Below are 25012 nucleotides of genomic sequence, written 5' to 3' on the forward strand. Positions count from 1 at the left end.
TGGACTTCCGGCGGGGGCCACCCACGCCCTGGCGATGGCCCCAGCCCGGCTGGCTACTTGTCCAGCTCGTCCACCAGCGCGGTCCAGTCGTCGTCTTCCTTGGGCGCGGTGGTGACGGGGAGCTGAACGACCATGGTGCGGTCGGTGGGCTCCGACTCGTCGCTCCCCAACATGACGGGGGCGGGAGCGGGGGCCTTCTTCGCGGCGGGAGCGGCCTTGGCGGCGGGCTTCGCGGCCTTCGCGGGCGCCGCGGCGGCGGGAGGGATGGTCTGGTTGATCTGCGGAGCGCGGGCCAGGTCGTCCTCGTCCGCCGCTGGAGCGGCCTTGGCGGCCTTCGCGGCCACTGGCGCGGGCGTGGACGGTGACTTGCTCTTGAAGCGAGCCAGCTCCAGCTCAGCGACCTTGAGCGCCTTGCTCTTCTCCTGCACGGACTGCTGCAGGCGCGTCACTTCCTGCGCCTTGATGGCGTCGCGGCGCTCGAGCTCGGCCTTCTGCTTGGTGTTGAGCTCCTCGACCTCGCGCAGCTGCCGGGCCTCCAGGTCCTTGCGCTCCTTCTGCGCGGTGGCGAGGCGGGCGGCGGCCTCGTTGGCCTTGCCCTCGGCGGCGGAGACCTTGGTGGCCAGGTCCTTCTCCGCGCGGGTCTTGGCGCCCTGCGCGTTCTCCAGCGCGAGCTCCAGGTCCTGGACCTTCTTGGCGCGAGCGGCGAGCTGCGCTTGCAGGTCCTTGGCCTTCGCGTCGGCGTCGGCGGCCTTCGCCTGGGCCTCCTGGGTGAGCTGGGCGACGCGCTGCTCGGACTTGGCCAGCTTCGCGGCCAGCTCGTCGGAGGCGCGCTTGGCTTCCGCGCGCTCCTGCTGCGTCTGCTGGGCCTGCTGCTGCGCCCGCGCCTCGGACTGCTGGAGGTTGCTCGCGAGACCGTCGCGCTCCTGCGCCAGCTTCTGGTGCTGGGCACCCGCCGCGCGCAGTTGCTCCTCGCGCTCGCCGAGCGCCTTCTTCGCCAGCTCGAACTGGTTGTTGAGCCCGGCCATCTGCTGGCCGAGTCCATCCGCGTGGCGCTTGGCGTCGGTGGCCTGCGTCTGGAGCTTGGTCTCCATCGCCTTGAGCTGCTCGGTGCGGGTGGCGACCTCGCGGTTGAGCACCTCGGCCTGACGCATCTTCTCCTGCGTCACCTGCGTCAGCTTGCGCAGCGTGTCCGACAGCTCCTTGCCCTTGTTGGCCAGGTCGTTCTGGAGCAGCTCCTCGCGGCGCTGGGACTCCTCGGTGAGGGTGTCCAGGCGCTCCTTGAGGGTGGCCCGCGCGTCCTCCACCTGCGCGAGCTGCGCGGTCAGCTGGGTGACGTCCGCCACCCGAGCGCCCAGCTCGTGCTTGGTGATGGTGAGCTGTTCGCCCAGCTCCTCCACCTGGTTGCGCGCCTCGTTGAGCTCGCCCTGCAGCGCGGCCTGGGCGCTGGCGGCCTGCTGCCGGCTGGTGGTGTGTGCCTGCTGCTCGCGCGACAGCGTGTCCCGCGTGGCGGCGAGCTGGTCCTGCACCTGTGAGAGCGTCTCGCTGGTGGCCTCCAGCTCGGAGCGCAGTCCGTCGCGCTCGCCCGTGAGCGCCTCGATGGTCGCGCTCGTCTCGGCGGCGAGCTTCTCGTGCGCGGCCCGCTCCGCCTCGTAGTTGCCCAGCGTCTCGGAGAGGTCTCCGCGGAGCTGGCCAATCTGCTGCGTGAGGGACTGCTCCAGCGCGTCCTTCGCCTCGCCCAACGCCGCGAGCTCGGCGGTGCGCTGGTCGCGCTCACCCGTGGTCCTCGCCAGGGTGTCGTTCGTGTCCTGGAGCGCGCCGCGGGTCTCATCCAGCTCGAGCTTGAGCGCGTCGCGCTGCGCGGTGGTGGTGCCCAGCTCGTCGCGCGTCTCCTCCAGCGTGTTCTGCGTCTGGGTGAGCGTCTGGCTGGTGGCCTCGAGCTCGCCGCGCGTCTCGGAGAGGGTCTGCTCCGTATTGGCCAGCGTGCCCTGGGTCTGCGAGAGCGTCTGCTCGGTGCGAGCGAGCGTGTCCTGCGTCTGCGCCAGCGTCTGGCTGGTGGCCTCCAGCTCGCCGCGCGTGGAGGAGAGCGCCTCTTCCGTCTGCGCCAGGCGGGTCTGCGTGTCGCTCAGGGTCTGGCTGGTGGCCTCGAGCTCGCCGCGCGTCTCGGAGAGGGTCTGCTCCGTGTTGGCCAGCGTGCCCTGCGTGTCCGAGAGCTGCTGCTCGGTGCGCGCGAGCGTGTCCTGGGTCTGCGAGAGCGTCTGGCTGGTGGCGTCCAGCTCGCCGCGTGTCTCGGAGAGCGTCTGCTCCGTGTTGGCCAGCGTGCCCTGCGTGTCCGAGAGCTGCTGCTCGGTGCGCGCGAGGGTGTCCTGCGTCTGAGAGAGCGTCTGGCTGGTGGCCTCGAGCTCGCCGCGCGTCTCGGAGAGGGTCTGCTCCGTCTGCGCCAGGCGGGACTGCGTCTCGTTCAGCGTCTGGCTGGTGGCCTCGAGCTCGCCGCGCGTCTCGGAGAGGGTCTGCTCCGTGTTGGCGAGGGTGCCCTGCGTCTCCGAGAGCTGCGAGGTGAGGGCCTGGATCTGGCCCGTGAGGTCGGCTTCCAGCTCCGCCTTCGCCGCGCGCACGTCCTCGAGCTGCCGGGTGAGGTCCTCCTCCAGCGCGTCCTTGGCGATGCGCAGGGCCTCGATGCGGCCCGTGAGGTCCTCTTCGAGCGCGTTTTTCGCCTCGGTGAGTGCCTCCAGCTCGCCGCTCAGCTCGGCCTCGCGGTCGGCCAGGTGCGCCTTGACGGCTTCGACCTCGCCCTCGAGTTCACCGATGCGCTCCAGCTGCTGCTGGATGCTGGAGTTGAGGTCCGCCTCGGTGCGCTCGTTGCGAGCGATGGTCTCCGCGAGCTCGCGATCCAACGTGGAGATCTTCGAGTCGCGGTCCTCGATGCGCTGGGTGAGCTCCGCCTCCAGGGCATCCTTGTCCATCCGGAGCTGCTCGCGCTCGCTGGTGGTGCGCGCGAGGTCCGCCTCCAGGTCCGCCACCTGCTGGCTGAGGCGCGCGTCGAGCGCGTCGCGCTCCGCGTTCAGCCGGATGATCTCCGCGTCGGCCTGCGCACCGTGCTCCTCGGCGGCGGCGGCGCGGGTCTCGAGTCCACGAACGGTGGTGTCGCGCTCCTGCTCGGTCTGCTGCAGCCGCTCCTGGAGGGCCTGGATCTCTCCGTCCAGCTCGGCGTAGCGCTGGTCCCGCTCGCTGACGGTGCGGCCCAGCTCCGACTCGAAGTCGTCGCCGCGCTTGCCCAGCCGGGCAATCTCCGCCTCGTGCCCGCGGACGGTGTCCTGGAGCTTCTGCTCCTTGACCTCGAACTCGAGCGTGACGACGTTGAGGTGCTTGTCGAGCTTCTCGAACTCGCCGCGCAGGTTCTCCAGCTCGGAGCCTCGCCGCGCGAGCTCGTCGTCGCGGTTGTGGACCTCCTTGCGCAGGACGTTGATGTCCTTCTCCTTGGAGGCGACGACCTCGATGAGGTCCTTCTCCGCGGAGAACTTCTGGAGCAGCAGGTCGTCGACGGTGGCGCCGTGCTCGCGCTCCTTCTGGAGCATGGCCTGCTGCGCTTCGTTGAAGCGGCGCAGGAGGTCATCCACCTGCATCTTGAGGCCCTGGAGCTCCACGTCCTTCTCGTGGAGCCGGTCCTCGCCCGTCAGCAGCTCACGCTCGCGCACGCTCCAGATTTCGGAGAGGCGGGCGAGCTGCGCCTCGCGCGTCTTGAGCTCGTCGCGGAGGATCTGAATCTTGCCTTCCGGCGTGCCCATCAGCTCGCGGCGCGGAGGCGGGCGCTTGAGCTGGCGGGACTCGGCGAGCAGCTCCGCCTTGCGGTCGGCGATGGACTGGAACGCGCGGTCGAGGAAGGCGCGGTCCTCATCCGTCATCGCGCTGCGGCGCTCGCGCTTGGGCAGCTTGGGAGGGCCTCCCGCGGTGGTGCGGATGGCGGGCATCGGCGGGGGGGCCTCGCGCGGCGCGTTGCCCGAGAGGGCGGCGTCCAGCGACGCATCCGAGTCATCCGTGCCGGGTGGCACGATGCCGGTGCTGAGAGAGGCCAGCTCCCCCATCTCGAAGGGGATGACGAGGTAGCCATCGGCGGCGCCGGGGGTCTGCCGGTGCTGCGTGAGCCCGTCGACGCCCGTGTCGGACGAGAGCAGGAGGACCTTGAGGTTCTGGCCCCACTTGCCCTTCTTGATCTGCCCGCAGAGCGTGAAGCCGGATTGATCAGGCAGCTCGGCGCGGAGGACGACGAGATCCGGACGGCGCTTTTCCAGCTCGCGCTGCGCATCCGTGGCCGTCGCCGCCATGGCGGTTTGGTAACCCGCGCTCTTGAGCACGGTTGCCATGCTGAGGGCGAAGTCGTTCTGGCTTTCAACGATGAGGACGCGGCGCTCCATGAAGCCCTTTCACCCGTAAAAAGTGCAGTGAAAACCGCAACATCCTACTGGGCGCGCGCGCGACTTGGGAAATTTCCGAAGGGGGCTCGGTCGTCTGCTTCACTGGCCCTTGCCACGGACGACACCCTGCGCCGGGGGGGACGGGGGCAGTCGGGACGGATCTGTATCGTCATCCCGTCCTGGGAAGGTGGTCGGGGGCGTGTGGCGGGCGAACCGAGTGCCTTCGGGTGGACAGTAGCCGTGGGCGAGCTGCACGAACCAGGGATTGAGCGTCGAGGGGAGCGGCTCGGGGGCGGGCCCTTCGTCCTCTGGAGGTGGCTCCGAGATGGCTTCGTCGGCCTCGGCCTCCTGGAGGTCGTCCTCGTCTTCGATCAGCTGCGCGGCGCTGGTGACGGAGACCTCGGCCTCCTCGACCTCGTCGCTGCTGATCTCATCCGGCTCGTCCAGACGTGGGCGCGAGTGGGGGGGCGTGGCGCCATCTTCATCGCCTTCCTCGATGGCGTGGGCCTCGTCCTCGGAGATCTCCTCGGGCTCGTCCTCGGGCTCGGCGGACTTGACGTTGAGCGGACCGGGGCGTGACGGGGACGCTCCGATGGGCTCCAGCCGAGGGGGGCCATCGATGGACATGAGTCGAGGTGGCCGCTGACGCGGGACGGGCGGAGGCGCGCTGGCACGAGGTGGCAGGGCGGGGGGCCGCTCGGAGTCCGTGGCGTTGGGACGGAGGACGGGAGGACCTCGCTCGGCGTCGGGAGACGAAGGCCGCTCCGGTCTTGGGGCGGGGCTCGAGGTGAGGACGGGAGGGGGGCGCTCGGGGACGGAGGTGGATCCGCGCGAGGGGGTGGCTCGAGGGGACTCCGTCAAGAGGGGAGGGGGCCGCTCGGGGTCGGAGAGGGAGCCACGACTTTGGGTCGTGCGAGTGGACCCCGTGAGGACCGGGGGGACGCGCTCGGGGTCGGAGGGGGTGCCTCGAGTGGCCGATGCGCGGCTGGACTCCGTGAGGATGGGGGGAGCGCGCTCGGGCTCGGAAGTGGCGCCGCGTGATGCTGGGGCGCGGCTGGACTCCGAAAGGATGGGGGGTGGCCGTTCGGAGTCGGAGGCGGCACCGCGGGGTGTGGAGCCTCGGCTGAGTTCGGCTGAGGGCGTCGGGCGGGCCAGCGGCGGGAGGTGGTCCGTGTGACCACGCGGCCGCTCGGGTTCGACGATGGGGGCGGGGCGTGGGGTGTGTCGTTCGGAGTCGGTGGTGCGGCTTCGTGGCGCGAAATCGAAGACCGTTCTTCGACTTGTCGGCCGTTCATCGACGGGCGATGGGTCGGTGTGAACCGAAGGTGGCGCGGGCTCGACGGAGGATGCGCTGGAGGCCGAGGAGGGGGATGCGTCGAGCGGGGCTTGCGTGTCCGAGGACGATGCCGCCTCGTGCGACGCGACGCCGATGCGTGCTGCGTGTCGCTTGGATTCCGGTGCGGAGGGGCTGTGCGCGGGTTCGAGTTCCGGGTCGACTGCTTCGGCCGCGTCGAGGTGTTGCTCGGCCTCAGAGATCTCGTTGCCGTCATCCGGCGTGGGTTCTTCGTCCGGGGAGTGACCTGCTCGGCCCGAGAGATGCTCGGTCGCCGGAGTGTTGCGGCGTGCGGAGGCGTGGTCCTCGTCGGAGGTGGGGCTGTGTCGCTCGGCTTCGGAAGGCGTTTTCCGAGGTCCCGGAGCCGAGTCCTCGTTGGAGGCTGCGGGGGCGTGCTGTTCGGACTCCGACACACCTGCGGTTCGTCCCGAGAGGTGTTTCACTTCGGAGGCGGCACTCGCGTGTCCTGGATGTGTCGCAGGCTCGGATTCGGTGCCACTTCGCCTCGGAGGCCGGTCCTCGTCGAGGTTGGTTCCGAGACGACCCTTGTGGGAGTCGGTCTCGGATGTTGCTCCGACGTTCGTCGTGGCCTGTTTCTCCGCATTGCTACCGACGCGTTCCGACTGCGACGCGGCCTCGGTGTCGCTTCGCGGCGGAGCATGTTCCTCGTCGCGGGCCGCGCTGATAGGTCCCGAGTGGGATGTGGTGTCGCCCCTCAGCGGAGCGCGTTCTTCGTCGAGGTTCGTACCAACGCGTCGCGACTGGGACTCAGTCTTGGATGTGGTGTCGCCTCGCGGCGGCGCATGTTCCTCGTCGCGGCCTGCACTGATGCGTCCCGACTGGGACGCAGTTTCGGCTGAGGTGTCGACTCCCTTCGTGGATGGTTCCTTGTCCGCGTCGCCACCAACGTGTCGCGACTGGGACGCAGTCTTGGATGCGGCGTCGCCTCTCAGCGGAGCGTGTTCCTCGTCGCGGTCCGCATTGATGCGTCCCGCCTGGGTCGCAGTCCTTGACGTGGCATCGCTGCGCGACGGGGAGTGCCCCTCTTCGAGAGCACTGTCGCTTCGCTGTGGAGAGAATCCCCCCTCTTGGTCTGCACCGATTCGTCCCGACTGGGACGCAGTTTCGGCTGAGGTGTCGACTCCCTTCGTGGACCGTTCCTTGTCCGCGTCGCCACCGACGTGTCCCGACTGCGACTCAGTCTCGGTGTCGCTTCGCTGTTGTGAGCGTCCCTCGTTGCGGTCGGCACCGATGCGTCCAGACTTCGACTCCGCCTCGTGGGTCGTGTCGACTTGCCTGGTGGCGTGTCCGTCGCCGTGGTCGGTACTGATGCGCCCAGACTTCGACTCATCATCGGGTGCCGTGTCGCCTTGCTCGTCGGAGTATCTCTCGCCGCGTTCGTCACCGATGCGCCCGGACTTCGACTCATCATCGGGTGTCGTGTCGCCTTGCTTGGCGGAGTAACCCTCGGTGCGGTCAGCACCCGTACGCCCTGCCTGCGATTCGGCCTCGGACGTTGTCGGGGGGGCGGTATCGATACGCCCCGACTCGCTCTCCGACGCGGAAACGGTGCCAGTTCCCTGCGAGGAGCCGTCCTCCTCGAGCGCAGTGCCGAGATGCGCCGGGCCGTCCTCAGCCTCGGAGGCGGTACGGGCTCGCCCCGTGGACCGCGCTGCGCTGGCGGAGTCGCCTACGCCCGCGGAGGGGCGCGCGGACTCTGCTTCCTCATCGGCTCGCCCCGAGATCTGCTTTGTGTCGGTATCGGAGCTCTCGCTGTTCCCCGACAGAAGCTCAGGCTCAGGCGCGGCTCCAGACCTCCCGGCGACAGGTTCCGCATCGGAGACGTCAGCGCTGCGTTCCGACAGCAGCTCGGGCTCTGGCGTGGTGCTCGTGAAGCCCGCGCGAGGCTCCGTGTCGGATGTGGCACCGCCGCGTGCCACCTGGCGCTCTGCCCCCGAGGTTCCGCCCGCTCTCTCCGCGTCGGTGCTCGCCCCCGTGCGTCCAGTGCCCCCCTCGGACTCCGCCCCCGTGCCGCCCCGCCCCGAGGACTTCTCCGCTTCAACGGCGGACCCCGTGCGTGTCGACGGCGGTTCGCCGCCCGCCACCGTCCGAGTGCGTCCCGAGGGGCGCTTCGACTCACGCCCCCCTCCGCGCTCGCCCTCATTGGACTGTGCACTCTTTGACAGAACACCGAGCGACGACATCCGGCGCGCAGGCGTCTCCACGCGCGCCGACGTGCTCCGACTCGCGAGCACGGACCGCATGGGGACGATGGGCGTGGGCGCCTGGACTTCATCGTCTCGCCTCGCGCTCAGGGAGCCCCGACCATTGGACACCGGGGCCTCATCTCGCTGGAGCGACGCGGGAGCCCGAATGATGGGCGTGGGCGCCGGCGGCTCCTCTCCCTGCAATGCCACGGGAGCCCGGATGATGGGCGTCGGAGAAGGCGGCTCCTCCGGAAGGAGCGACGCCGGCATGCGGATGATGGGCGTCGGAGCGGGGGGCTCCACGGGCGTGGGGGCCGGTGGCTCATCCCCGAGCATCGGCGGAGTGTTCCGCCGTGACCTCGCGGCGGCGTCCCCATCGTCCTCGCCCGAGTCGTCCGAGCCCTCGTCGACGTCCTCCCGGGCCCCAGGTTGCGTGGCGCGGATGGGCGTCAAGGGCGTCGGGTCTGGCGCCATCGCCGACGACGCATCGGGCGGAGTGGTCTCCTCGGGAGGAGACACCGTCGCGCCGCGAGCCGCAGAGGCACGCTCGCGCAACGGCAGGCCCATCACCACGGGCGGCTCAACGGGGCGAGCATCCGGCTCCGTCTTGACGAGCCGGGTATCGAACCCATCCTCCAGCACCATCCCCATCACCACCGGGGGCTCTTCCGCGGCGGCCTCCGGCGGCGGAGCGATGTGCTGGGCGACGGTCTCCCGCTTCTCGACCTGGGGAATCTTCACCCGCCCGCTGTCCGGCGGCAGCAGCATCGCGAGCCGATTGGTCGGAGTCCCTGTCACCATGGTCGCCATGGGCAGGTCGTCCTCGCGCGTGCTGGTCACCGGACCCGTTCGCTTCTCCAGCAGCGAATCGTAGAGGTCCAGCAACTGTCCTCGGATGGAGGATGCGTCGAGCGCCGCCTCGGCGTGCTCTCGGGCCCGGTTCCCCATCTCGACGCGACGCGGAACATCTCGCGCCAGCTCGATGATGCGGTCCGCCATCGCCCGGCTGTTCCCTGGCGGGAAAAAGACAGCCACATCATCCGGAACAAGCTCCCGGCAGACGGGCAGGTCGGCGGCGAGGATGGGGCGACCCGCGGCGCAGTACTCGGAGACCTTCGCGAGAGGGCCTCCCTGGACGCGGTTCCGCTCCACGTCGTCCAGCGCCAGCACTCCCACATCCGCCAGCGCGAGCACCTTGGCCACATCGTCATGGTGCACGGGCGCCTGGAACTCCACCCGCTCCGTGAGGCCGAGCTCCTTCACCAGCTCATCCAGGTGCGGCTGCCAGTCGGGATGCTGCGCCCCCACGAGCGTCAGCTTCGCCTCCACCTGCTCATTCGCGAGCGCGACGGCGCGAAGCAGCGTCGGCAGTCCCTGCCAACCGACGTGGCTGCCCAGGTACATCAGCCGCAGGGGCTCGCCGTCCGGTGCGCCCATGACGTCGGGCGAGAAGGGGGCCAGGTCGACGGGGGCGCGCAGGACGCGGACAAGCTCCTCGCTCGCACCGAGGGACTGGATGTACGAGCGCGTCGCCTGGGAGCCGGTGACGATGAGGTCCGCGTTCATCAGGCAGAACAGCTCCTGCCTGCGAATCTTCGAGAGGAAGCGCCGGTCTCCCTCCGTCTGCGGGTGCGTGTAGCGCAGCTCCTGCGAGGGGAAGGTCTGTGCCTCGTAGATGAGGCGGTAGCCGTAGTCGCCCTTCAGCTCGCACAACGCGTATCCCCCGAAGGGGTCCGTGAAGTGGGCGAGGGCATAGTCCTCGCTCTCCAGTTGTCGGCGCACTGCGCGCTCGAACGCCTGGATTCTCGAGGCCAGGTCACCCGAGCCGACCGGAACGCGGAGGAGCCGGGCACCCTGGTACTTCTCGATATGGGAATGGTCAGGCGTCTTCGCCGATAGCACCACCACGGAGAACCGGTCCGGCAACGCCTTGAGATACTCGGTCAAGCGGCGTGACGAACCGGAAGGTCCGGGGATGACGTCGAAGCTGCACAGGAGCAGTCTGGGCAGGTCGCTCAAAGCGGAGGCAGAATACCGAGCCGCATCCTGGGTGTCATCGGGTGAGGTGAAGGGGAGGGGGTCGGGCGACGAACACAAGCAATGCTGGCACGTTGACCCTCCACGGCCGGCGACCTAAAGGCGACCCTGCCTATGGACGACCTCAAGAGCGTCACCGTCGGTTCCCTGAGGGAGCTGGCTCGGAAGCACCTGGGGAGCGGATACAGCAAGCTCAAGAAGGCCGAACTGATTGCCGCCCTGGCCGCGTTCGTGCCCGCGCTCGCGAAGCTCGCCCGGCTGGTCGGAATCAACGTCCCCCCGAGGCGAGGCCCCGAGACGAAGCCGGCTCCCCCAGCCCTCGCCCCGTCCTCCGCCCCCCCGTCCAAGCCGAAGCCCTCGGAGGAGGGGCGTGTCTCGGCCTCCCAGCGCATCGCGGCCAAACGCGCCTCCGAGAGGCCCGTCGGCTCCCCCACCACGCCCCTGGCCCAGGTCGTGAATTTTCCGCCCAGGCCCCGGGGGACGAAAGAGGCCGCACCCCCTTTTCCCTCGCTGCCCGAGGCGGAGCCCCGTCCTCCCTCGCGCGCGGCGAACACCCCGGTGACGCCGCCGACCGGTGTGGTGGCACCTCCCGTGAGTCCGCCCGCAGCGCAGCTTCCTGCTCCGCCGTTGATCGAGGGCTTCTTCGTCGCGCGCGTCAGGGGCGAGGAGGAAGTCCGCCGTCATCACCTCCAGGACGAGCGAGTCCCCGAGGTGCTGGCCGTGCCCTCCGAGGCGGAAGACTCCGAGGGGTTGGGGGCCTTGCCGTCCGAGTACCAGGACGACACGACGCTGCTCCTGCCCAAGGACCCGCACACGCTCTTCGCCCTCTGGGACTACAGCGCCGCCACGCGCGACCGGGCGATGAACGGGTTGCAGACGCCCCGCGCCGTGCTGCGGGTCTTCCATGGGGATGACCTCGTGCGCGAGGTGGACTGCACGCTCGAGTCACGCGGCTACTACATCCAGGGTCTGCCCGCGGGACGGCCCTACCGAGTCGAGGCCCACTTCGTGGGGCGCGATGGCCGGTCTCAGCGCATCGGCCCTTCGAGCAATCGCGTGACGCTTCCTCCCGCGGGCGTGTCGGCGGACACGAGCGTTCGCTTCCTGCGGCGTCCTGTGCCCGTCGATGAGTCCTCCACCTCCGCGTCGCCGCCAGCGTCCACTCCCGAGGTCCACGAGGCGAAGGAGCGCGAGTACATCACCTGGCACCGCGTCAGCCTCCCGGGGAGCGCGGGCTCGAAGGATGTTCCCGTGCTGCACCGCGAGGGGCTCGGTCCTGTCGCGCATCCTTCCCCGCGTCGAGAGGGTGGGGCGCTCACCGGAAACGAGGTTCCCTTCGAGCATGTCGGACGTGCACCGGGGGCCTCGGACCAGCGCTACCTCGCCTCTCATCGCTATCTCGAGGCCCAGGCCCGTGCGCCCGGGGCTTCGGACATGCGGTATGCGCAGGGGCTCGTGTCGCCGACGCCAGTGGCTCGCGCGTTCGAGTATCTCGAGATGGGACCTGAGCGCGCCCGAGACCACGGCGGCGAGCGCGCCATCGGGGGCACCGAGCTGAACTACTTCGAGTTGCCCACGCGGCCCTCCGGAGCCTCGGCGTCGCGGGATGGGGACTCCCAACGGAAGCCGCCTTCGGGTGGTGGCCGCTCGTGAACCTCCACGGACACCTTGACCGACCATGAGCCAGGGCTCTCTCGCACTCGTTCTCCACGCGCACCTGCCGTTCGTTCGTCATCCCGAGCACGAGGACTTCCTCGAGGAGGACTGGCTCTACGAGGCCATCTCGGAGACGTACCTGCCGCTGCTGCTCGCCTTCGACGCGCTGGCGGATGAGGGCATCCGGTTCCGGCTGTCGCTGACGTTGTCCCCGACGCTCGTCACGATGCTTCGCGACGAGCTCTTGATGGACCGCTACGCGAAGCGGCTGGACCTGCTCTGCGAGCTGGGGGAGCGCGAGGTCCACCGCACTCGGAAGGATGCGACCTTCGGACCGCTGGCGACCTTCTACCGGGACCACTTCCAGTCGCTGCGCCGAGCCTTCCACGAGCGCTACCGACGGGACCTGGTCTCCGCGTTCCGCCGTCTCCAGGACGCGGGCCACCTGGACATCCTCGCGTGCAACGCGACGCACGGCTTCCTGCCGCTGATGCAGCAGGTCCCCGAGGCGGTGCGAGCGCAGGTGTCGGTGGCGGCGAATCACTACCGGCAGCACTTCGGCAGGGACCCCGCGGGCATCTGGTTGGCGGAGTGTGGCTACTTCCCGGGCCTGGAGCGCATCCTCTCCGCCGAGCGCATCCGCTACTTCTTCGTGGACACGCACGGGCTCACGGATGCGACGCCGCGCCCGTTGCACGGTCCCTACGCGCCCGTCTTCACCGAGTCCGGTGTCGCCGCGTACGCGAGAGACCCCGAGAGCAGCCAGCAGGTGTGGAGCGCCGAGTACGGTTACCCAGGCGACCCGAGCTACCGCGAGTTCTACCGGGACATTGGTTGGGACCTGGACCTGGACTACATCCGTCCGTTCATCCAGCCGACGGGGGACCGCAAGAACACGGGCTTCAAGTACTACCGCATCACCGGCAAGACGGAGGACAAGCAGCCGTATGACCCGAGGCTCGCGCGTGAGCGCGCCGTGGTGCACGCGGGCAACTTCCTGTTCAACCGGCAGCGGCAGATAGAGCACCTCGCCTCGCGCCTCGGAGGCCGCACGCCCGTCGTCGTCGCGCCCTACGACGCGGAGCTCTTCGGTCACTGGTGGTTCGAGGGGCCCTGGTTCCTCGAGGCCTTCATCCGCGAGGCCGCGCGCGAGCAGACCTCCTTCGAGCTGGTGACACCCTCGGACGACTTGCGCGCGCATCCCGAGAACCAGGTCGCCACGCCGCCCATGTCGTCATGGGGCGCGGGGGGCTATGCGAACATGTGGCTGGATGGGACCAACGATTGGGTGTACCGCCACCTGCATCACTGCGCGCGGAAGATGGTGGAGCTCGCCAGGGACTTCCCCGAGGCCACCGTTCCGCAACGGCGTGCGCTGAACCAGGCCGCTCGAGAGCTGCTGCTCGCCCAGAGCTCCGATTGGGCCTTCATCATGAAGACGGGGACGATGGTGGAGTACGCGCTGCGACGCACGCGCGAGCACGTCCGCCGCTTCCTCCGGCTGCATGATGACCTCCGCGCGGGGACCCTCGACGATGAGTGGTTGGGGCACGTGGAGGGGCGCGACAATCTTTTTCCGGAGCTCGACTACCGAATCTATCGGCCGGGCTGAGTCCCGCAGTCCGTCTCTCGCATGGGATGCATATGAACCGCTCTTTCATCCAGTTCCGGCGTGCCCTCGTCACCGCGCTTCTGCTGGTCGTCCCATCCGTCGCGGGGGCCCAGGCTCCCGCCCAGACACCGCCCACCGCCGCGCAGGGGCAGTCCGGCAACCTCCAGCCCGCCACCCGTGAGGCGCAGGCGCTTCCGTCGCTGGCGCCCCTCGTGGATTCGGTGAAGACCGCGGTCGTCAACGTCGACGTCCAAGCGCGGGGAGGCGGTGGGCCGCGAGGCTCGGAGGAGAATCCACTCTTCGACCGCTTCTTCGGGGGAGGGCGCAAGGAGCAGCTCCGCCAGGGCGCGGGCTCCGGCTTCATCATCGAGCCGACGGGCATCGTCCTCACGAACAACCACGTCGTGGAGGACGCGGTCTCCATCACCGTGCGGTTGGATGATGGGCGCTCCTTTCCCGCCACCGTCGTCGGCAGGGACCCACTCACCGATGTCGCGCTCGTGAAGCTGAAGGAGAAGGTGGAGGGGCTGCCCACGGTGAAGCTGGGGGACTCGGATGCGCTGCGCGTGGGCGACTGGGTGGTGGCCATCGGCAACCCCTTCGGTCTGGCCTCCAGCGTGAGCCTGGGCATCGTCTCCGCGAGGGCGCGCGACATCGGCGCGGGCCCCTATGACGAGTTCCTCCAGACGGACGCCGCCATCAACCCGGGTAACTCGGGCGGCCCGCTCTTCAACATGAAGGGGGAGGTCGTCGGCATCAACACGGCCATCGTCGGCGGCGGCACGGGCATCGGGTTCGCGGTGCCCAGCAACCTGGTGAAGGCGCTGCTGCCGCAACTGGAGAAGGAGGGCTCCGTCACCCGCGCATGGCTGGGCGTGGGCATCCAGGACCTCACGCGAGACCTGGCCGGTGCGCTCAAGCTCCCCGTGACGGAGGGCGCCATCCTCACGCAGGTGAACGCCAACACGCCCGCGTCGAAGGCGGGGCTGAAGGTGGATGACGTCATCACCGCCATCGACGGGCGGGCCGTGGCCTCGAGTGGTCAGCTCACGCGCACCGTCGCGCTCAAGCGTCCGGGTACCAGCTCCACGCTGACGGTGTTCCGCGACGGCAAGAAGCAGGACGTGAAGGTGACGCTCGGCACGCGGCCGGACATCGAAGGCGTGGCGTCACGCAAGAGCGCGGGGGAGGAGGAGCAGGAGAGCTCGCGCCGGGTGGGTGTCAGCCTCCAGAACCTGGATGCGCGCACCGCGCAGCAGGCGGGCTTCAGCGAGCGACAGGGAGCCCTCGTCACGGATGTCGTGCCGGGCTCCCCCGCGGACCGCGCCAGCCTGGAGCCGGGCATGGTGGTGGTGGAGGCCAATCGCAAGCAGGTGAACAACGCGGACGACCTGGCCAAGGCCATTCGCGCGGCGCCCGCGGGCAGCACCTTGCTGTTGCGGGTGGCGACTCCGGGCGGAGGCAGGCTGCTTCGCGCGCTCCGCGTCCCGTAGGACAGGCGTCAGGCCTTGGCGATGCCGCTGGGAGGAACGGCGGCGGTCGCCTCGGCGGGGGGCGCGTGCGGGCCTCGCTCGCGGCCGGGGTGGATCTCCATGCCCAGCTCGAACGGCGTCGTGCGGTTGCGGCCCGTGCGCTTGCTGCAATACAGGGCCGCGTCCGCGCTATCGACCAGTCCCTCTTGCGAGGTGGTGTCGGTGGGGTAGTGGGCCACGCCGACGGAGACCGTGACGTGGCCCCCCGGCAGTCCTGGCTGGGTGAGGACCACGGTGTCCGCCACCGCGCGGCGCAGCTTCTCCGCCACTTCCACCGCGTCGTGCTTGGTGGCCTGGGGCAGGAGGATGACGAACTCCTCGCCGCCGTACCTCGCGAGCGTGTCCACCTTGCGCACCTTCGCGCGGAGGATGTCGCAGACGCGGCGCAGGGTCTCATCACCGACGCGGTGGCCCGCGAGGTCATTGAGGCGCTTGAAGTGGTCCACGTCCACCATGAGCAGCGCCAGCGGGGTGCCGAAGCGCTGGGCCCGCGCCAGCTCCAGCTCCATGCGCTGGAAGAGGTGACGCCGGTTGGGCACCCCCGTCAGCGGGTCCGTCATGGTGAGCTTCACCGTCTCGGCGTGCAGCCGGGCGTTCTTCACCGCGGCCGCGGCGATGTCCGTCACCGCGGTGAGCAGCTCGATCTCCCCGGCGGAGAAGCTGGCCACCAGGGGGCGCTGGAAGTTCACCACGCCCAGCAGGCTGCCCGCGTGCACCATGGGCAGCGCGAGCAGCGCGCCCGTGTGCATGGCGTCCACGACGAGGCCTCGGCGCGCGAAGATGCTGGTGGGGTCGGTGACGTCCGGCAGGTAGACGGCCTTGAGCGTCTGGGCCGCGCGGCCACAGGCTCCTTCGCCCAGCGCGAACACCAGCCCCTCCGCGCCGCGATGCTCCGGCCAGGCCTGGCGCACCTCCAGCGAGCCCTCCGCGTTGAGGAGCATGATGGAGAACTCGGGAATCTGCAGCCGCTCGATCACCAGCCGGGTCACGGCCTCCAGCAGCTCATCCAGCTCCAGCGTGGCGTTGAGCGAGCGAGTGACGTCGAACAGCAGGGACAGCTCGCGAAGTCGCTCCTCGAGCTCGTCCTTGAGCGCCAGCTTCTCCTTCACCAGCTCCAGGTCGCGGTGGGTGTCGATCTCCTCCGCCTTCATCGCGGTGAGGCGCGCGAGCATCTGGTTGAAGGCACCCGCGAGGCGCGAGATTTCATCCGAGCCGCGTGCATCCGCGCGCACCAGCAGGTCACCCGCGGCGGCGCGTCCCATGGCCGAGCTCAACCGGCGCAGCGGCCGCGTGAGGTTGAAGTGCAGCGACAGGGCGATGACTCCCGCGAGCGCGACGGCGAACAACGCCATGGAGCCCAGCGCGCCGCCAAAAACGTGCGTCAGTTGCTGATGCAACGCGGGTTCCGTCATCCGCATCTGGAGCACGCTGGCGCCCGGGATGTCCCCGCTCGCGTGACAGCTCCCGCACTCGGGACCGCCCAGCGGGCGAACGACCTCGGTGACACCATTCGCGGAGCGCGCCGTCTCGGGGCCGGGGCGGGTGAGTCGCGCGGCCTCCGGGTGCGACGTGCCCACCTCGGAGGGGTTGCGAGACCACCGCACGCGCCCGTCCAGCGTCAGCACGCGCACGTCCTCCACCGAGCGGAACAGCCGCGTGTCCGAGTGAAGCACCTCCGCCACGGCCCCGTGCGCGGGAGCCCCGGGGCCTTGTGACAGCAGGAACGTGGAGGCCACGAACTCCGCGAGCGCGAGCGACTCCACCTGCGTGGCGTCCTGCACCGCGACGCGGGCCTCGCGCCAGAAGTGCCCGACGCCCAGCAGTGCCACCACCAGGCCCGGCAGAGCGATGCTCCACAGCAGCTTGCGACCTACGGTGTCGGGACCCAGGGGCATGCGAACGTTCGCGTCACTTCGAAAGAAAGAGTGGAGCCCGTTTCACGAAGAGTCATCGGAATTGTCAATGGGCTGACGCGGACTGTCAAACGTACTTGCATGGAAATTTTTCTGCCCCATTGGCGCGTTGGGCTGACGCTGGAGGTTGTCCGCGTGCGTCGTGCCGGGCGCCCTGGTTAAGAAGGGGCACCGCATGGCGACCGAGCTGCTCACGTCCTCTCTGCTCCCTGTTCCTCACGGCTTCGCGACACGCACCGGAGGTGTCTCCGAAGGCCCGTTTGCCTCGCTCAATCTGGGGTTCTCCACCGGAGATGAGCGGGGGAGGGTGGAGGAGAACCTCCGCCGGCTCGCGCTCGCGGCGGGCGCTCCCCTGGGGGCGATGTCACGCGTGTCACAGGTGCATGGAGACCGGGTGTTGGAGGCGCGGGTGGAGCACGCCGCCGAGGCGCTGAGAGAGCCCGAAGGCGAGGCCGACGCGCTGTGGACGGAGGTGGCGGGGACCTGGGTCGCGGTGGGGACCGCGGATTGTGTCCCCGTGCTGCTGGTGGACCCGGAGGGCCAGCGCGTGGCGGCCGTCCACTCGGGGTGGCGGGGGACGGACGCGGACATCAGCGCGCGGGCGGTGGAGACGCTGGTGGCGCGAGGGGCTCGGCCGGAGCGGCTGCTCGCGGCGGTGGGGCCCGCGATCCAGCGCTGCTGCTACGAGGTGTCCCCGGAGCTGGCGCACCGCTTCGTGGCGCGCTTCGGGGCGGACGTGGTGGACGCGGAAGGGGACCGGTTCCGGCTGGACCTCAAGCGGGCCGTGCGGAAGACGCTGCTGCAAGCGGGGCTGCGGGCGGAGCATGTGGACGTGCTACAGGCCTGTACCGCGTGTGAGCCCTCTCGGTTCTTCTCCCACCGGAGGGATGCCGGGCGCACCGGGCGGCACCTCAATTTCGTGGTGAATCGCTTCTAGGTCGGGCGGACACAGCCGTTTTCTTGACGCTCTCCGACGTGGCTTCCTATCCTCGGAGGGACTTCTCTCCGTCGAGGACCGTGCTCGCGCGCTCCGTCATCTTCCGCCTGCTCGCCGTCGCGCCCCTGTGCGTGCTCGGTGCATGTGCCAGCAACGCCGCCTCGAAGGAGGAGGTGGGGGCGCTGCGTGCGGAGCTGCGCACGCTGCGCGATTCCCAGTCGCGGTTGTTGGAGCGGCTGGAGCGCATGGAGGCCCACGCCGCCGTGGACCGCGCCCGGGACACGTCGTCGGGCTCGAAGCCACTCGCGACGGTGAAGGTCACCGCGCCCGAGCTGGGCGAGCCGCTGTCGACCACGCCCGAGCTGTCGGTGGTGAAGCTCAAGCCTCGCTTCGAGCCCGCGCCCAAGCTGTCCACGCAGGTGGCGGTGGTGGAGCCCGAGTCGGAGCAGGTGGAGATGTTCATCAGCGCGCTGCCGGATGGCGCGCCCGCCGCGTCCGGTGGTGGGGCCACGATGGTGGCGGCCCGCGAAGAGGCCGACCCCGCGGACCAGGCGGACCCCGACGTGCTCGACGCGGACTACAACAAGTCCGTGTCGATGCTGCGCACCGGAAACGTGGAGGGCGGCGTGGAGCGACTGCGCCGCTTCTCCGAGGACAACCCCCGTCACCCCCGCGCGGACAACGCGCTGTACTTCAGCGGGCTGGGGCTGATGGGGCTCAACGACTTCAAGGCCGCCGCGAGACTCTTCGAGCGGCTGATCGCCACCTATCCCGCTGGAGATGCCGTGCTGGATGGCATGCTCCGGCTCGCCGAGTGCCGGATGCGGCTCAACCAGGCCGCGGATGCCCGGGCTCTCTACACGCGTGTCGTCACCCAGTTCCCGGGGACGGCCGCCGCCACTCAGGCGGAGCAGCGGCTTGCCGCGCTCCGGCAGTAAAGTCTTCTCGAAAGGATGTCGTGCGATGCGCTCCCGGATCCTCACCTCGCTGATGTTGAGCCTCGCCGTTGCCCCTGCCTGGAGCGCGCTCGCGCAGCAGGAGGAGGGCAGTGGCCCGGAGGAGACCGAGGCCGGCGGCGAGACCGAAGGCGCGGAGGTCATGGACGAGGCCCCCGAGCGGTCCTCCGGCACCGTGCAGCTGCCCCCGGGCGCGCCCAAGGGACGTGACAGCGCCCCCGGCGAGGTCCACACGGTGCAGGACGGCGACACGCTGTGGGACCTGTCCTCGCGCTACCTGGGCAGCCCCTGGTACTGGCCGAAGGTCTGGTCCTACAACCCGGAGATCGCCAACCCGCATTGGATCTACCCGGGCAACCAGGTGCGCTTCTTCGGCGGCGGGGAGGAAGTCCCCCAGCGCGTGGAGTCCGGTGAAGAGACGCCCGACGTGACCGCGCCCATGGAGATGGCCAGCACCAGCGCGGTGACGGTGACGGGCAAGATTGGCTACGACGTGTCCTCTGCGCGGCCGGTGACGACGCAGGGCTTCGTCACGCCCCGCGAGCTGGAGGAGGCGGGCCGCATCGAGGGCTCCCCCAGCGGCGCGCACATGCTGTCCTTCCCGGACAACGTCTACGTGCGCTTCAAGCGCAACGCGCAGGCCAAGGTGGGCGACCGCTACGTCGTCTTCCACACGACGCAGCCGGTGAAGCACCCGCGCACGGGCAAGCAGCTGGGCTTCCTGACGGACTTCGTGGGCACGCTGCGCGTGGTGCGCGTGGACAAGGGCATCGTCACGGCGCAGATCGTCGACACGTGGGACGGCATCGAGCGCGGCGACCTGGTGGGCCCCTACGGTGAGAAGCTCACTGATCGCGTGGCCCCGCGGCCCAACGCGAAGGAGGTCAACGCCACCGTCGTGACGCCGCTGGTGCCCTACCTGTCGCTGCTGGGCGAGCACCACACGGTGGTGCTGGACAAGGGCAGCGCGGACGGCGTCCAGCTGGGCAACACCTTCACCATCCTCCGCCAGGGAGACCCGTCCCGGACGGTGCTGGGCCAGATGTACGCCAAGCCGCCGTCCCAGGAGGACAAGACGCTGCCCTGGGAGGACATCGGCACGTGCATGGTGACCGAGGTGAAGGAGCGCACCAACAACTGCCTCATGATGCGCTCGCTCCAGGAGGTCAGCTCGGGTGATCGCGCGATGATGAGGGTGAGCAACGCGCCCACCGCCAGCCGCTGAATCTCGGCAGGAAAAGTGCATCCCCTCCCGCGCCGGAGGGGTTGAGTGCTTGACCGGTGGCGGTCCGGTGTTTATGTGTCGCGCCCCTCCCAGCGGGCCCATCTTCTATATAGGTGGGATTCGAGCGGGGGTCGGTATGGCGGACGCGGAGACGGACAGCCTCACGGCGGAGCAGCAGGCATGCCTTGCGCTCTGGGCCGTTCCCGGCCTGGGGCCGAGGACGCTGGCCGCCCTGCGCGTCTACGCCGACGAGCACCTCTCCTCCCTTGTCTCCACTCCGGTGCGAGACTGGGTGTCCGAGGCGCCGGTTTCCCCACAGGCAAGGCGCCGGCTCCTGTCCGTGGAGCGGCTGGCGCCCCTGGCGGAGCAGGTGTTGGAGGCCTGTCGCGCGGGGGAGATGAAGGTGGCCTTCGCGGGGCAGCGGGCGTTTCCGGAGCGGCTCCGGGACGTGGTGGACGCGCCCCCCTTGCTCTTCTACCGAGGGCAGCCCGGGGCTCCCCGCCGGCGGGTGGCCATGGTGGGAAGCCGTCGCCCGGACCAGGGGTTCCTGCCATTCGCCCGAGCGTTTGCCCGCCAGGTGGCCGAGGGTGGGGTCGGGGTGGTCTCTGGCGCTGCGGTGGGCGTGGACCGGGCGTGTCATTGGGGCGCCCTGGATGCGGGTGGGGAGACGTGGGCGTTCTTGGGGTCGGCGCTGGATGTGTTGGACCCCGCACAGGCTGGCCTGTTGCCCCACTTCCTGGAGAGGGGCGGGGTGTTCTTCAGCGAGCTACCGCCAGGCGTGCGGGCCAGCACCAGCACTTTTCCTCGCCGCAACCGGCTCATCTCTGGTGCATCGGATGCGGTCCTGGTGCTGCGGGCGGGGGTGGAGTCGGGCAGTTTGTACACGGCGAGGGCGGGGCGGGCGCAGGGGCGGACGGTGCTGGCGATGCCAGGGGACGTGCGTCAGGGCGGGGCGGCAGGCTGCAATGCCCTGCTGCGGGAGGGGCACGCGAGTGCGTGCCTGGACGTGAAGGACGTATGGCGGGCGGTGGGTGTTGACCCTGGGTGGATGGTGGCGCCAGGGGCGGAGGACTCGAGGGCGGGGCTTTCCGTGGAAGCACGGGGCGCCTATGCGGTGTTGGACCGGATTCCCCGGACATTCGATGAGGTGCTGGCCGGGAGCACCCTCACGCCGGCGGCGCTGGTGGGCGCGCTGGTGGAGCTGGAGATGACGGGGCTGGTCATCCAGCACCCGGGCAGGCTGTACGAGAAGATCTAGGTAGGAGAGTCATGGCCACGCGGACGAAGAAGAAGGCGGAAGAGACTGAGGCGACCGAGGAGAAGGCGCCCCGCAAGGCGACCGGTCGCACGGCCGCCAAGAAGAAGCCTGCGGCCAAGAAGGCCACGGCGAAGAAGGCCGCGGCCCGCCGGCGCACGACGAAGAAGAAGGGGGATGACGACGCGCTGCCCACCGTGGAGGCGGACGCGGAGGAGGAGGCCACCCCGCGCGGCAAGGGGCCGCACTACCTGGTCGTCGTCGAGTCGCCCGCCAAGGCGAAGACCATCAAGAAGTACCTGGGCTCCGGCTACTCGGTGAAGGCCTCCGTGGGCCATGTGAAGGACCTGCCCAAGAGCAAGATGGGCGTCGACGTGGAGCACGACTTCCAGCCCGAGTACGAGGTCATCAAGGGCAAGGAGAAGGTGCTCAACGAGCTGAAGAAGATGGCGAAGTCCGCCGACAAGGTCTTCCTGGCCACGGACCCCGACCGCGAGGGCGAGGCCATTGCCTGGCACATCAAGGAAGAGCTCGCGCATCCGGACGCGATGCGGGTGACCTTCAACGAAATCACGAAGAAGGCGATTCAAGAGGCCATCGCCCAGCCGCGTGAGCTGAACCAGGACAACTACGACTCGCAGCAGACGCGGCGCATCCTGGACCGGCTGGTGGGCTACCAGATCTCCCCGCTGCTCTGGCAGAAGATCCGCCGGGGCCTGTCCGCCGGCCGCGTGCAGTCCGTGGCGGTGCGCCTCATCGTGGAGCGCGAGGCTGAGATCAAGGCCTTCGTCCCCGAGGAGTACTGGACGCTGGACGCGCTCCTGGAGGGCCCGTCGGGTCCGCCGCCGTTCAAGGCGAAGCTGTCCAAGGTGGACGGCAAGAAGGTGGAGCTCAAGGACCGCGTCGGCACGGAGGCGCTCGTCTCCGAGCTGCAGGGGGCCGAGTTCACCGTGGCCAAGGTGGACCGCCGCGAGCGTCGCCGCAACGCGCCCGCGCCGTTCATCACCTCCAAGCTCCAGCAGGAGGCCGCCAACCGGCTGTCCTTCACGGCGAAGAAGACGATGACGCTGGCCCAGAAGCTCTACGAGGGTGTGCCCCTCGGCGAGGAAGGCCAGACGGCGCTCATCACGTACATGCGTACCGACTCCACGCGTCTGTCCGACGACGCGGTGAAGCAGGTGCGCGAGATGATCGGCACCAAGTATGGCGGGGACTACCTGCCCGAGGAGCCGGTGGTCTACAAGTCCCGCAAGAGCGCGCAGGACGCCCACGAAGCCATCCGTCCCACGTCCCTGGAGTACCCGCCGGAGCGGGTGCGGCCCTTCTTCGAGGCCATGGACGAGCAGGACATGTACCGGCTCTACGAGCTCATCTGGAACCGCTTCGTCGCGTGCCAGATGAAGCCCGCCGTGTATGACCAGACGAGCGCGGACATCTCCGCAGGCCGGGCCACGTTCCGTGCCTCGGGCAGCACGCTGAAGTTCCCTGGCTACCTCGCGGTGTACGGCGCGAGCCTGACGCCAGAGGAGGAGGCGGAGAAGGAGAAGGCCAAGGCCGCCGGCGACGAGAACGCGGCGGATGGCGCGGACGCGGTGGGTGACCTCCCGGTCCTCAACGATGGCGACAAGCTGGCCCTGCAGAAGCTCCTGCACGAGCAGCACTTCACCCAGCCGCCCCCGCGCTTCAGCGAGGCCACGCTGGTGAAGGAGCTGGAAGAGAAGGGCATTGGCCGCCCGTCCACCTACGCGGCCATTCTCTCCACCATCCAGGACAAGAAGTACGTGGAGAAGCTGGAGGGGCGCTTCCGGCCCACCGACCTGGGGCAGATGACCAACGAGATGCTGGTCAAGCACTTCCCCCACGAGCTGGACGTCACCTTCACCGCGACGATGGAGGAGAAGCTCGACCAGATCTCCGACGGTGGCACGAGCTGGAAGGCCGTGCTGCACGACTTCTACGGGCCCTTCAAGGAGACGCTCGAGAAGGCGAAGGCGGAGATGCGCGACGTCAAGCGCGAGGAGATCAAGACCGACATCGCTTGTGAGAAGTGCGGCAACCACTTCGTCATCAAGTTCGGAAAGATGGGGCACTTCCTCGCCTGCTCGAACTACCCCGACTGCAAGAACACGAAGGACTTCAAGCGGGACGCCGAGGGGAAGATCGTCATCGTCGAGGAAGAGACGACGGACGAGCTTTGCGAGAAGTGCTCCAAGCCCATGGTCATCAAGCGCGGCCGGTTCGGACGCTTCATGGCGTGCTCGGGCTACCCGGACTGCAAGACGTCCAAGCCCATCTCCATCGGCGTGAGCTGCCCGGACTGCAAGCAGGGCTACCTCACGGAGCGCCGCAGCGGCCGCGGGAAGATCTTCTTCGGCTGCAACCGCTACCCGGACTGCCGCTTCGCCGCGTGGGACCGGCCCCTGGCGGAGGCGTGCCCTCAGTGCGCGTCGCCGTATCTGCTCCAGAAGTTCTCCAAGCGGGACGGCGCGTACGTCGCCTGCCCGAACAAGGAGTGTGGCTACCGGCGTGAGGTGGCGGAGCAGGCAGGCGTACCCACAGACCCCGGGACTTCCTCCGCGGCCTGAAAACCCAAGTGTTTACGGGGGGCTGGCCTGACCGCGGCTTGACAGCTTCGGCGGGCCCGCCCTACAACCCGGCCAATGATTTCCTCGGTGGTGAGCGAGCTGCTGGTCAACGCGAGCCTCGCGGCCGCGGACGCGGGAAAGCTGGGCTTCACGGACTCCGTCATCAAGTTCTTCAAGGATGGCGGGCCGTTCATGTTCGTGAACCTCTTCTGGCTGGCCTGCTCGTTGGCCGTGGCGGTGGAGCGCTTCGTCACGCTGGTCTTCCGCTACAACCTCAACCCGGCGCCCTTCATGGAGCAGATCTCCAAGCTGGTGCGCAGCGGCAACCTGGACCGTGCCGTGAAGGTGTGCGGCATGGCGCCGGCGGCGCCGCTGGCCAAGGTCATCCGCGCGGGGCTGGTGCACGCGAACCGGGGTGAAATCGAGGTGGCCAAGGCGGTGGAGGAGGCGCTCGTCGAGCACAGCCCCCACGTGTCGAAGCGGATTCCCTGGCTGTGGTCGCTGGCGAACATCGCCACGCTGGTGGGCCTGGTGGGCACCATCTTCGGCCTCATCGGCACGTTCCAGGCGCTGGGCAACGTGCCCGCGGAGCAGAAGCAGATGCTCCTGTCGGACGGCATCTCCAAGGCGATGAACAACACCGCCTTCGCGCTCTCCATCGCGGTGCTCTGCATCGTCTTCCACCTGTTCCTCACGTCGTACGCGAAGGCGCTGGTGGAGAACCTGGAGCTCAACGCGCTGAAGCTGGAGAACCTCCTGTCCCGGCGCGGAAGCGTGGACCCGTCAGCCACGGAGCTCGAGGCCCGAGCGTCGTAGCTCCGGGCGAGCGCGCTCCATGGCGTTCTACTACTCCCGCCGCAAGCTGAAGGTCCGCGAGGACGAGGAGACGGGCGAGCTGAACATCGTCCCGTACCTCGACATCCTCATGAACCTCATCATCTTCATGCTGCTGTCGATCACCGGCCTGGCCTCGTTCGGCATCCTGAACGTGAGCGCCCCGGCCTATGGGCCCGCGCCCGCCGGGGTGACGCAGGCTTCGCCCACCGACGAGCCGAAGCTGACCTTGTCCGTGCTCATCTCCCGCAAGGGGCACTTCGTCAGCAGCGAGAGCGCCGTCCTGGGAGAGCAGGGCGAGCCCACGGTGCCCACGAAGGCCGGCGACTACGACTACGCCGCGCTCAACGCGTGGATGGTGAAGATCAAGGCCGAGTTCCCCCAGGAGACGAAGGTCATCGTGGGCGCGGATGGGGACATCCCGTACGACGTGCTCATCCAGACCATGGACGCCATCCGTGAGGAGCAGGGGACGCAGCACCGCCTCTTGTTCCCCGACGTCACCCTGGCGGGGACCTGAG

The 25012-nt window shown here is 69.3% G+C and carries 13 protein-coding genes; 10 read left to right on the forward strand and 3 right to left on the reverse strand.

The genetic code is table 11. From position 1 onward, the window contains the following. Positions 1-53: 53 nt before the first annotated feature. Together MYSTI_RS17065 and MYSTI_RS44660 are read right to left on the reverse strand one after the other, a co-directional pair. Positions 54-4409: a response regulator gene (locus MYSTI_RS17065; protein ID WP_015349024.1), complete on the reverse strand. Its 4356-nt coding sequence runs from the start codon at positions 4407-4409 to the stop codon at positions 54-56. A 99-nt stretch (positions 4410-4508) separates the two neighbouring features. Then, positions 4509-9926 carry a glycosyltransferase gene (locus MYSTI_RS44660; protein ID WP_267881067.1) on the reverse strand — a complete coding sequence of 1806 codons (5418 nt, stop codon included), beginning with the start codon at positions 9924-9926 and terminating at the stop codon, positions 4509-4511. A 174-nt stretch (positions 9927-10100) separates the two neighbouring features. Between MYSTI_RS44660 and MYSTI_RS17080 the strand changes: the two genes are divergently transcribed. The 3 genes from MYSTI_RS17080 to MYSTI_RS17090 are packed head-to-tail and all read left to right on the forward strand — an operon-like array spanning position 10101 to position 14747. Then, positions 10101-11639, forward strand: a complete 1539-nt coding sequence (locus MYSTI_RS17080) for a DUF4912 domain-containing protein (protein WP_015349026.1) — start codon at positions 10101-10103, stop codon at positions 11637-11639. 25 nt (positions 11640-11664) lie between these two features. Next, on the forward strand, positions 11665-13254 hold the full coding sequence (locus tag MYSTI_RS17085) for a glycoside hydrolase family 57 protein (RefSeq protein WP_015349027.1): 1590 nt from the start codon (positions 11665-11667) through the stop codon (positions 13252-13254). 32 nt (positions 13255-13286) lie between these two features. After that, complete coding sequence (locus MYSTI_RS17090; protein ID WP_015349028.1) at positions 13287-14747, forward strand: trypsin-like peptidase domain-containing protein; 1461 nt, start codon at positions 13287-13289, stop codon at positions 14745-14747. An 8-nt stretch (positions 14748-14755) separates the two neighbouring features. On the opposite strand, the gene MYSTI_RS17095 is transcribed toward MYSTI_RS17090, so the two are convergent. Beyond that, positions 14756-16681 (reverse strand): GGDEF domain-containing protein, encoded by a 1926-nt coding sequence (locus tag MYSTI_RS17095; RefSeq protein ID WP_015349029.1) that lies wholly within the window; start codon positions 16679-16681, stop codon positions 14756-14758. Between the two features lie 193 nt (positions 16682-16874). Between MYSTI_RS17095 and pgeF the strand changes: the two genes are divergently transcribed. The 7 genes from pgeF to MYSTI_RS17130 all read left to right on the forward strand — a co-directional run bounded on the left by pgeF (position 16875) and on the right by MYSTI_RS17130 (position 25011). Beyond that, positions 16875-17636 carry a peptidoglycan editing factor PgeF gene (gene pgeF / locus MYSTI_RS17100; RefSeq protein ID WP_015349030.1) on the forward strand — a complete coding sequence of 254 codons (762 nt, stop codon included), beginning with the start codon at positions 16875-16877 and terminating at the stop codon, positions 17634-17636. A gap of 38 nt (positions 17637-17674) precedes the next feature. Further along, positions 17675-18574: a tetratricopeptide repeat protein gene (locus MYSTI_RS17105; RefSeq protein WP_015349031.1), complete on the forward strand. Its 900-nt coding sequence runs from the start codon at positions 17675-17677 to the stop codon at positions 18572-18574. A gap of 25 nt (positions 18575-18599) precedes the next feature. Continuing rightward, a complete protein-coding gene (locus MYSTI_RS17110) occupies positions 18600-19817 on the forward strand; it encodes a LysM peptidoglycan-binding domain-containing protein (protein ID WP_015349032.1) in 1218 nt (405 codons plus the stop codon). A gap of 136 nt (positions 19818-19953) precedes the next feature. Further along, positions 19954-21075: a DNA-processing protein DprA gene (locus MYSTI_RS17115; protein WP_015349033.1), complete on the forward strand. Its 1122-nt coding sequence runs from the start codon at positions 19954-19956 to the stop codon at positions 21073-21075. Between the two features lie 11 nt (positions 21076-21086). Beyond that, positions 21087-23657: a type I DNA topoisomerase gene (gene topA / locus MYSTI_RS17120; RefSeq protein ID WP_015349034.1), complete on the forward strand. Its 2571-nt coding sequence runs from the start codon at positions 21087-21089 to the stop codon at positions 23655-23657. Between the two features lie 75 nt (positions 23658-23732). After that, positions 23733-24473 (forward strand): MotA/TolQ/ExbB proton channel family protein, encoded by a 741-nt coding sequence (locus MYSTI_RS17125; protein WP_015349035.1) that lies wholly within the window; start codon positions 23733-23735, stop codon positions 24471-24473. Between the two features lie 19 nt (positions 24474-24492). Further along, positions 24493-25011: an ExbD/TolR family protein gene (locus MYSTI_RS17130; RefSeq protein WP_015349036.1), complete on the forward strand. Its 519-nt coding sequence runs from the start codon at positions 24493-24495 to the stop codon at positions 25009-25011. Position 25012 lies beyond the last annotated feature (1 nt).

Origin of the sequence: Myxococcus stipitatus DSM 14675 (assembly GCF_000331735.1) — a bacterium.
GTDB lineage: Bacteria > Myxococcota > Myxococcia > Myxococcales > Myxococcaceae > Myxococcus > Myxococcus stipitatus.

Coding starts and splice junctions, on each gene's coding strand:
- MYSTI_RS17110 (WP_015349032.1), top strand. CDS start 18,600: ATGCGCTCCCGGATCCTCACCTCGCTGATGTTGAGCCTCGCCGTTGCC.
- MYSTI_RS17080 (WP_015349026.1), top strand. CDS start 10,101: ATGGACGACCTCAAGAGCGTCACCGTCGGTTCCCTGAGGGAGCTGGCT.
- MYSTI_RS17095 (WP_015349029.1), bottom strand. CDS start 16,681: ATGCCCCTGGGTCCCGACACCGTAGGTCGCAAGCTGCTGTGGAGCATC.
- pgeF (WP_015349030.1), top strand. CDS start 16,875: ATGGCGACCGAGCTGCTCACGTCCTCTCTGCTCCCTGTTCCTCACGGC.
- MYSTI_RS17065 (WP_015349024.1), bottom strand. CDS start 4,409: ATGGAGCGCCGCGTCCTCATCGTTGAAAGCCAGAACGACTTCGCCCTC.
- MYSTI_RS17125 (WP_015349035.1), top strand. CDS start 23,733: ATGATTTCCTCGGTGGTGAGCGAGCTGCTGGTCAACGCGAGCCTCGCG.
- topA (WP_015349034.1), top strand. CDS start 21,087: ATGGCCACGCGGACGAAGAAGAAGGCGGAAGAGACTGAGGCGACCGAG.
- MYSTI_RS17085 (WP_015349027.1), top strand. CDS start 11,665: ATGAGCCAGGGCTCTCTCGCACTCGTTCTCCACGCGCACCTGCCGTTC.
- MYSTI_RS17115 (WP_015349033.1), top strand. CDS start 19,954: ATGGCGGACGCGGAGACGGACAGCCTCACGGCGGAGCAGCAGGCATGC.
- MYSTI_RS17130 (WP_015349036.1), top strand. CDS start 24,493: ATGGCGTTCTACTACTCCCGCCGCAAGCTGAAGGTCCGCGAGGACGAG.
- MYSTI_RS17090 (WP_015349028.1), top strand. CDS start 13,287: ATGAACCGCTCTTTCATCCAGTTCCGGCGTGCCCTCGTCACCGCGCTT.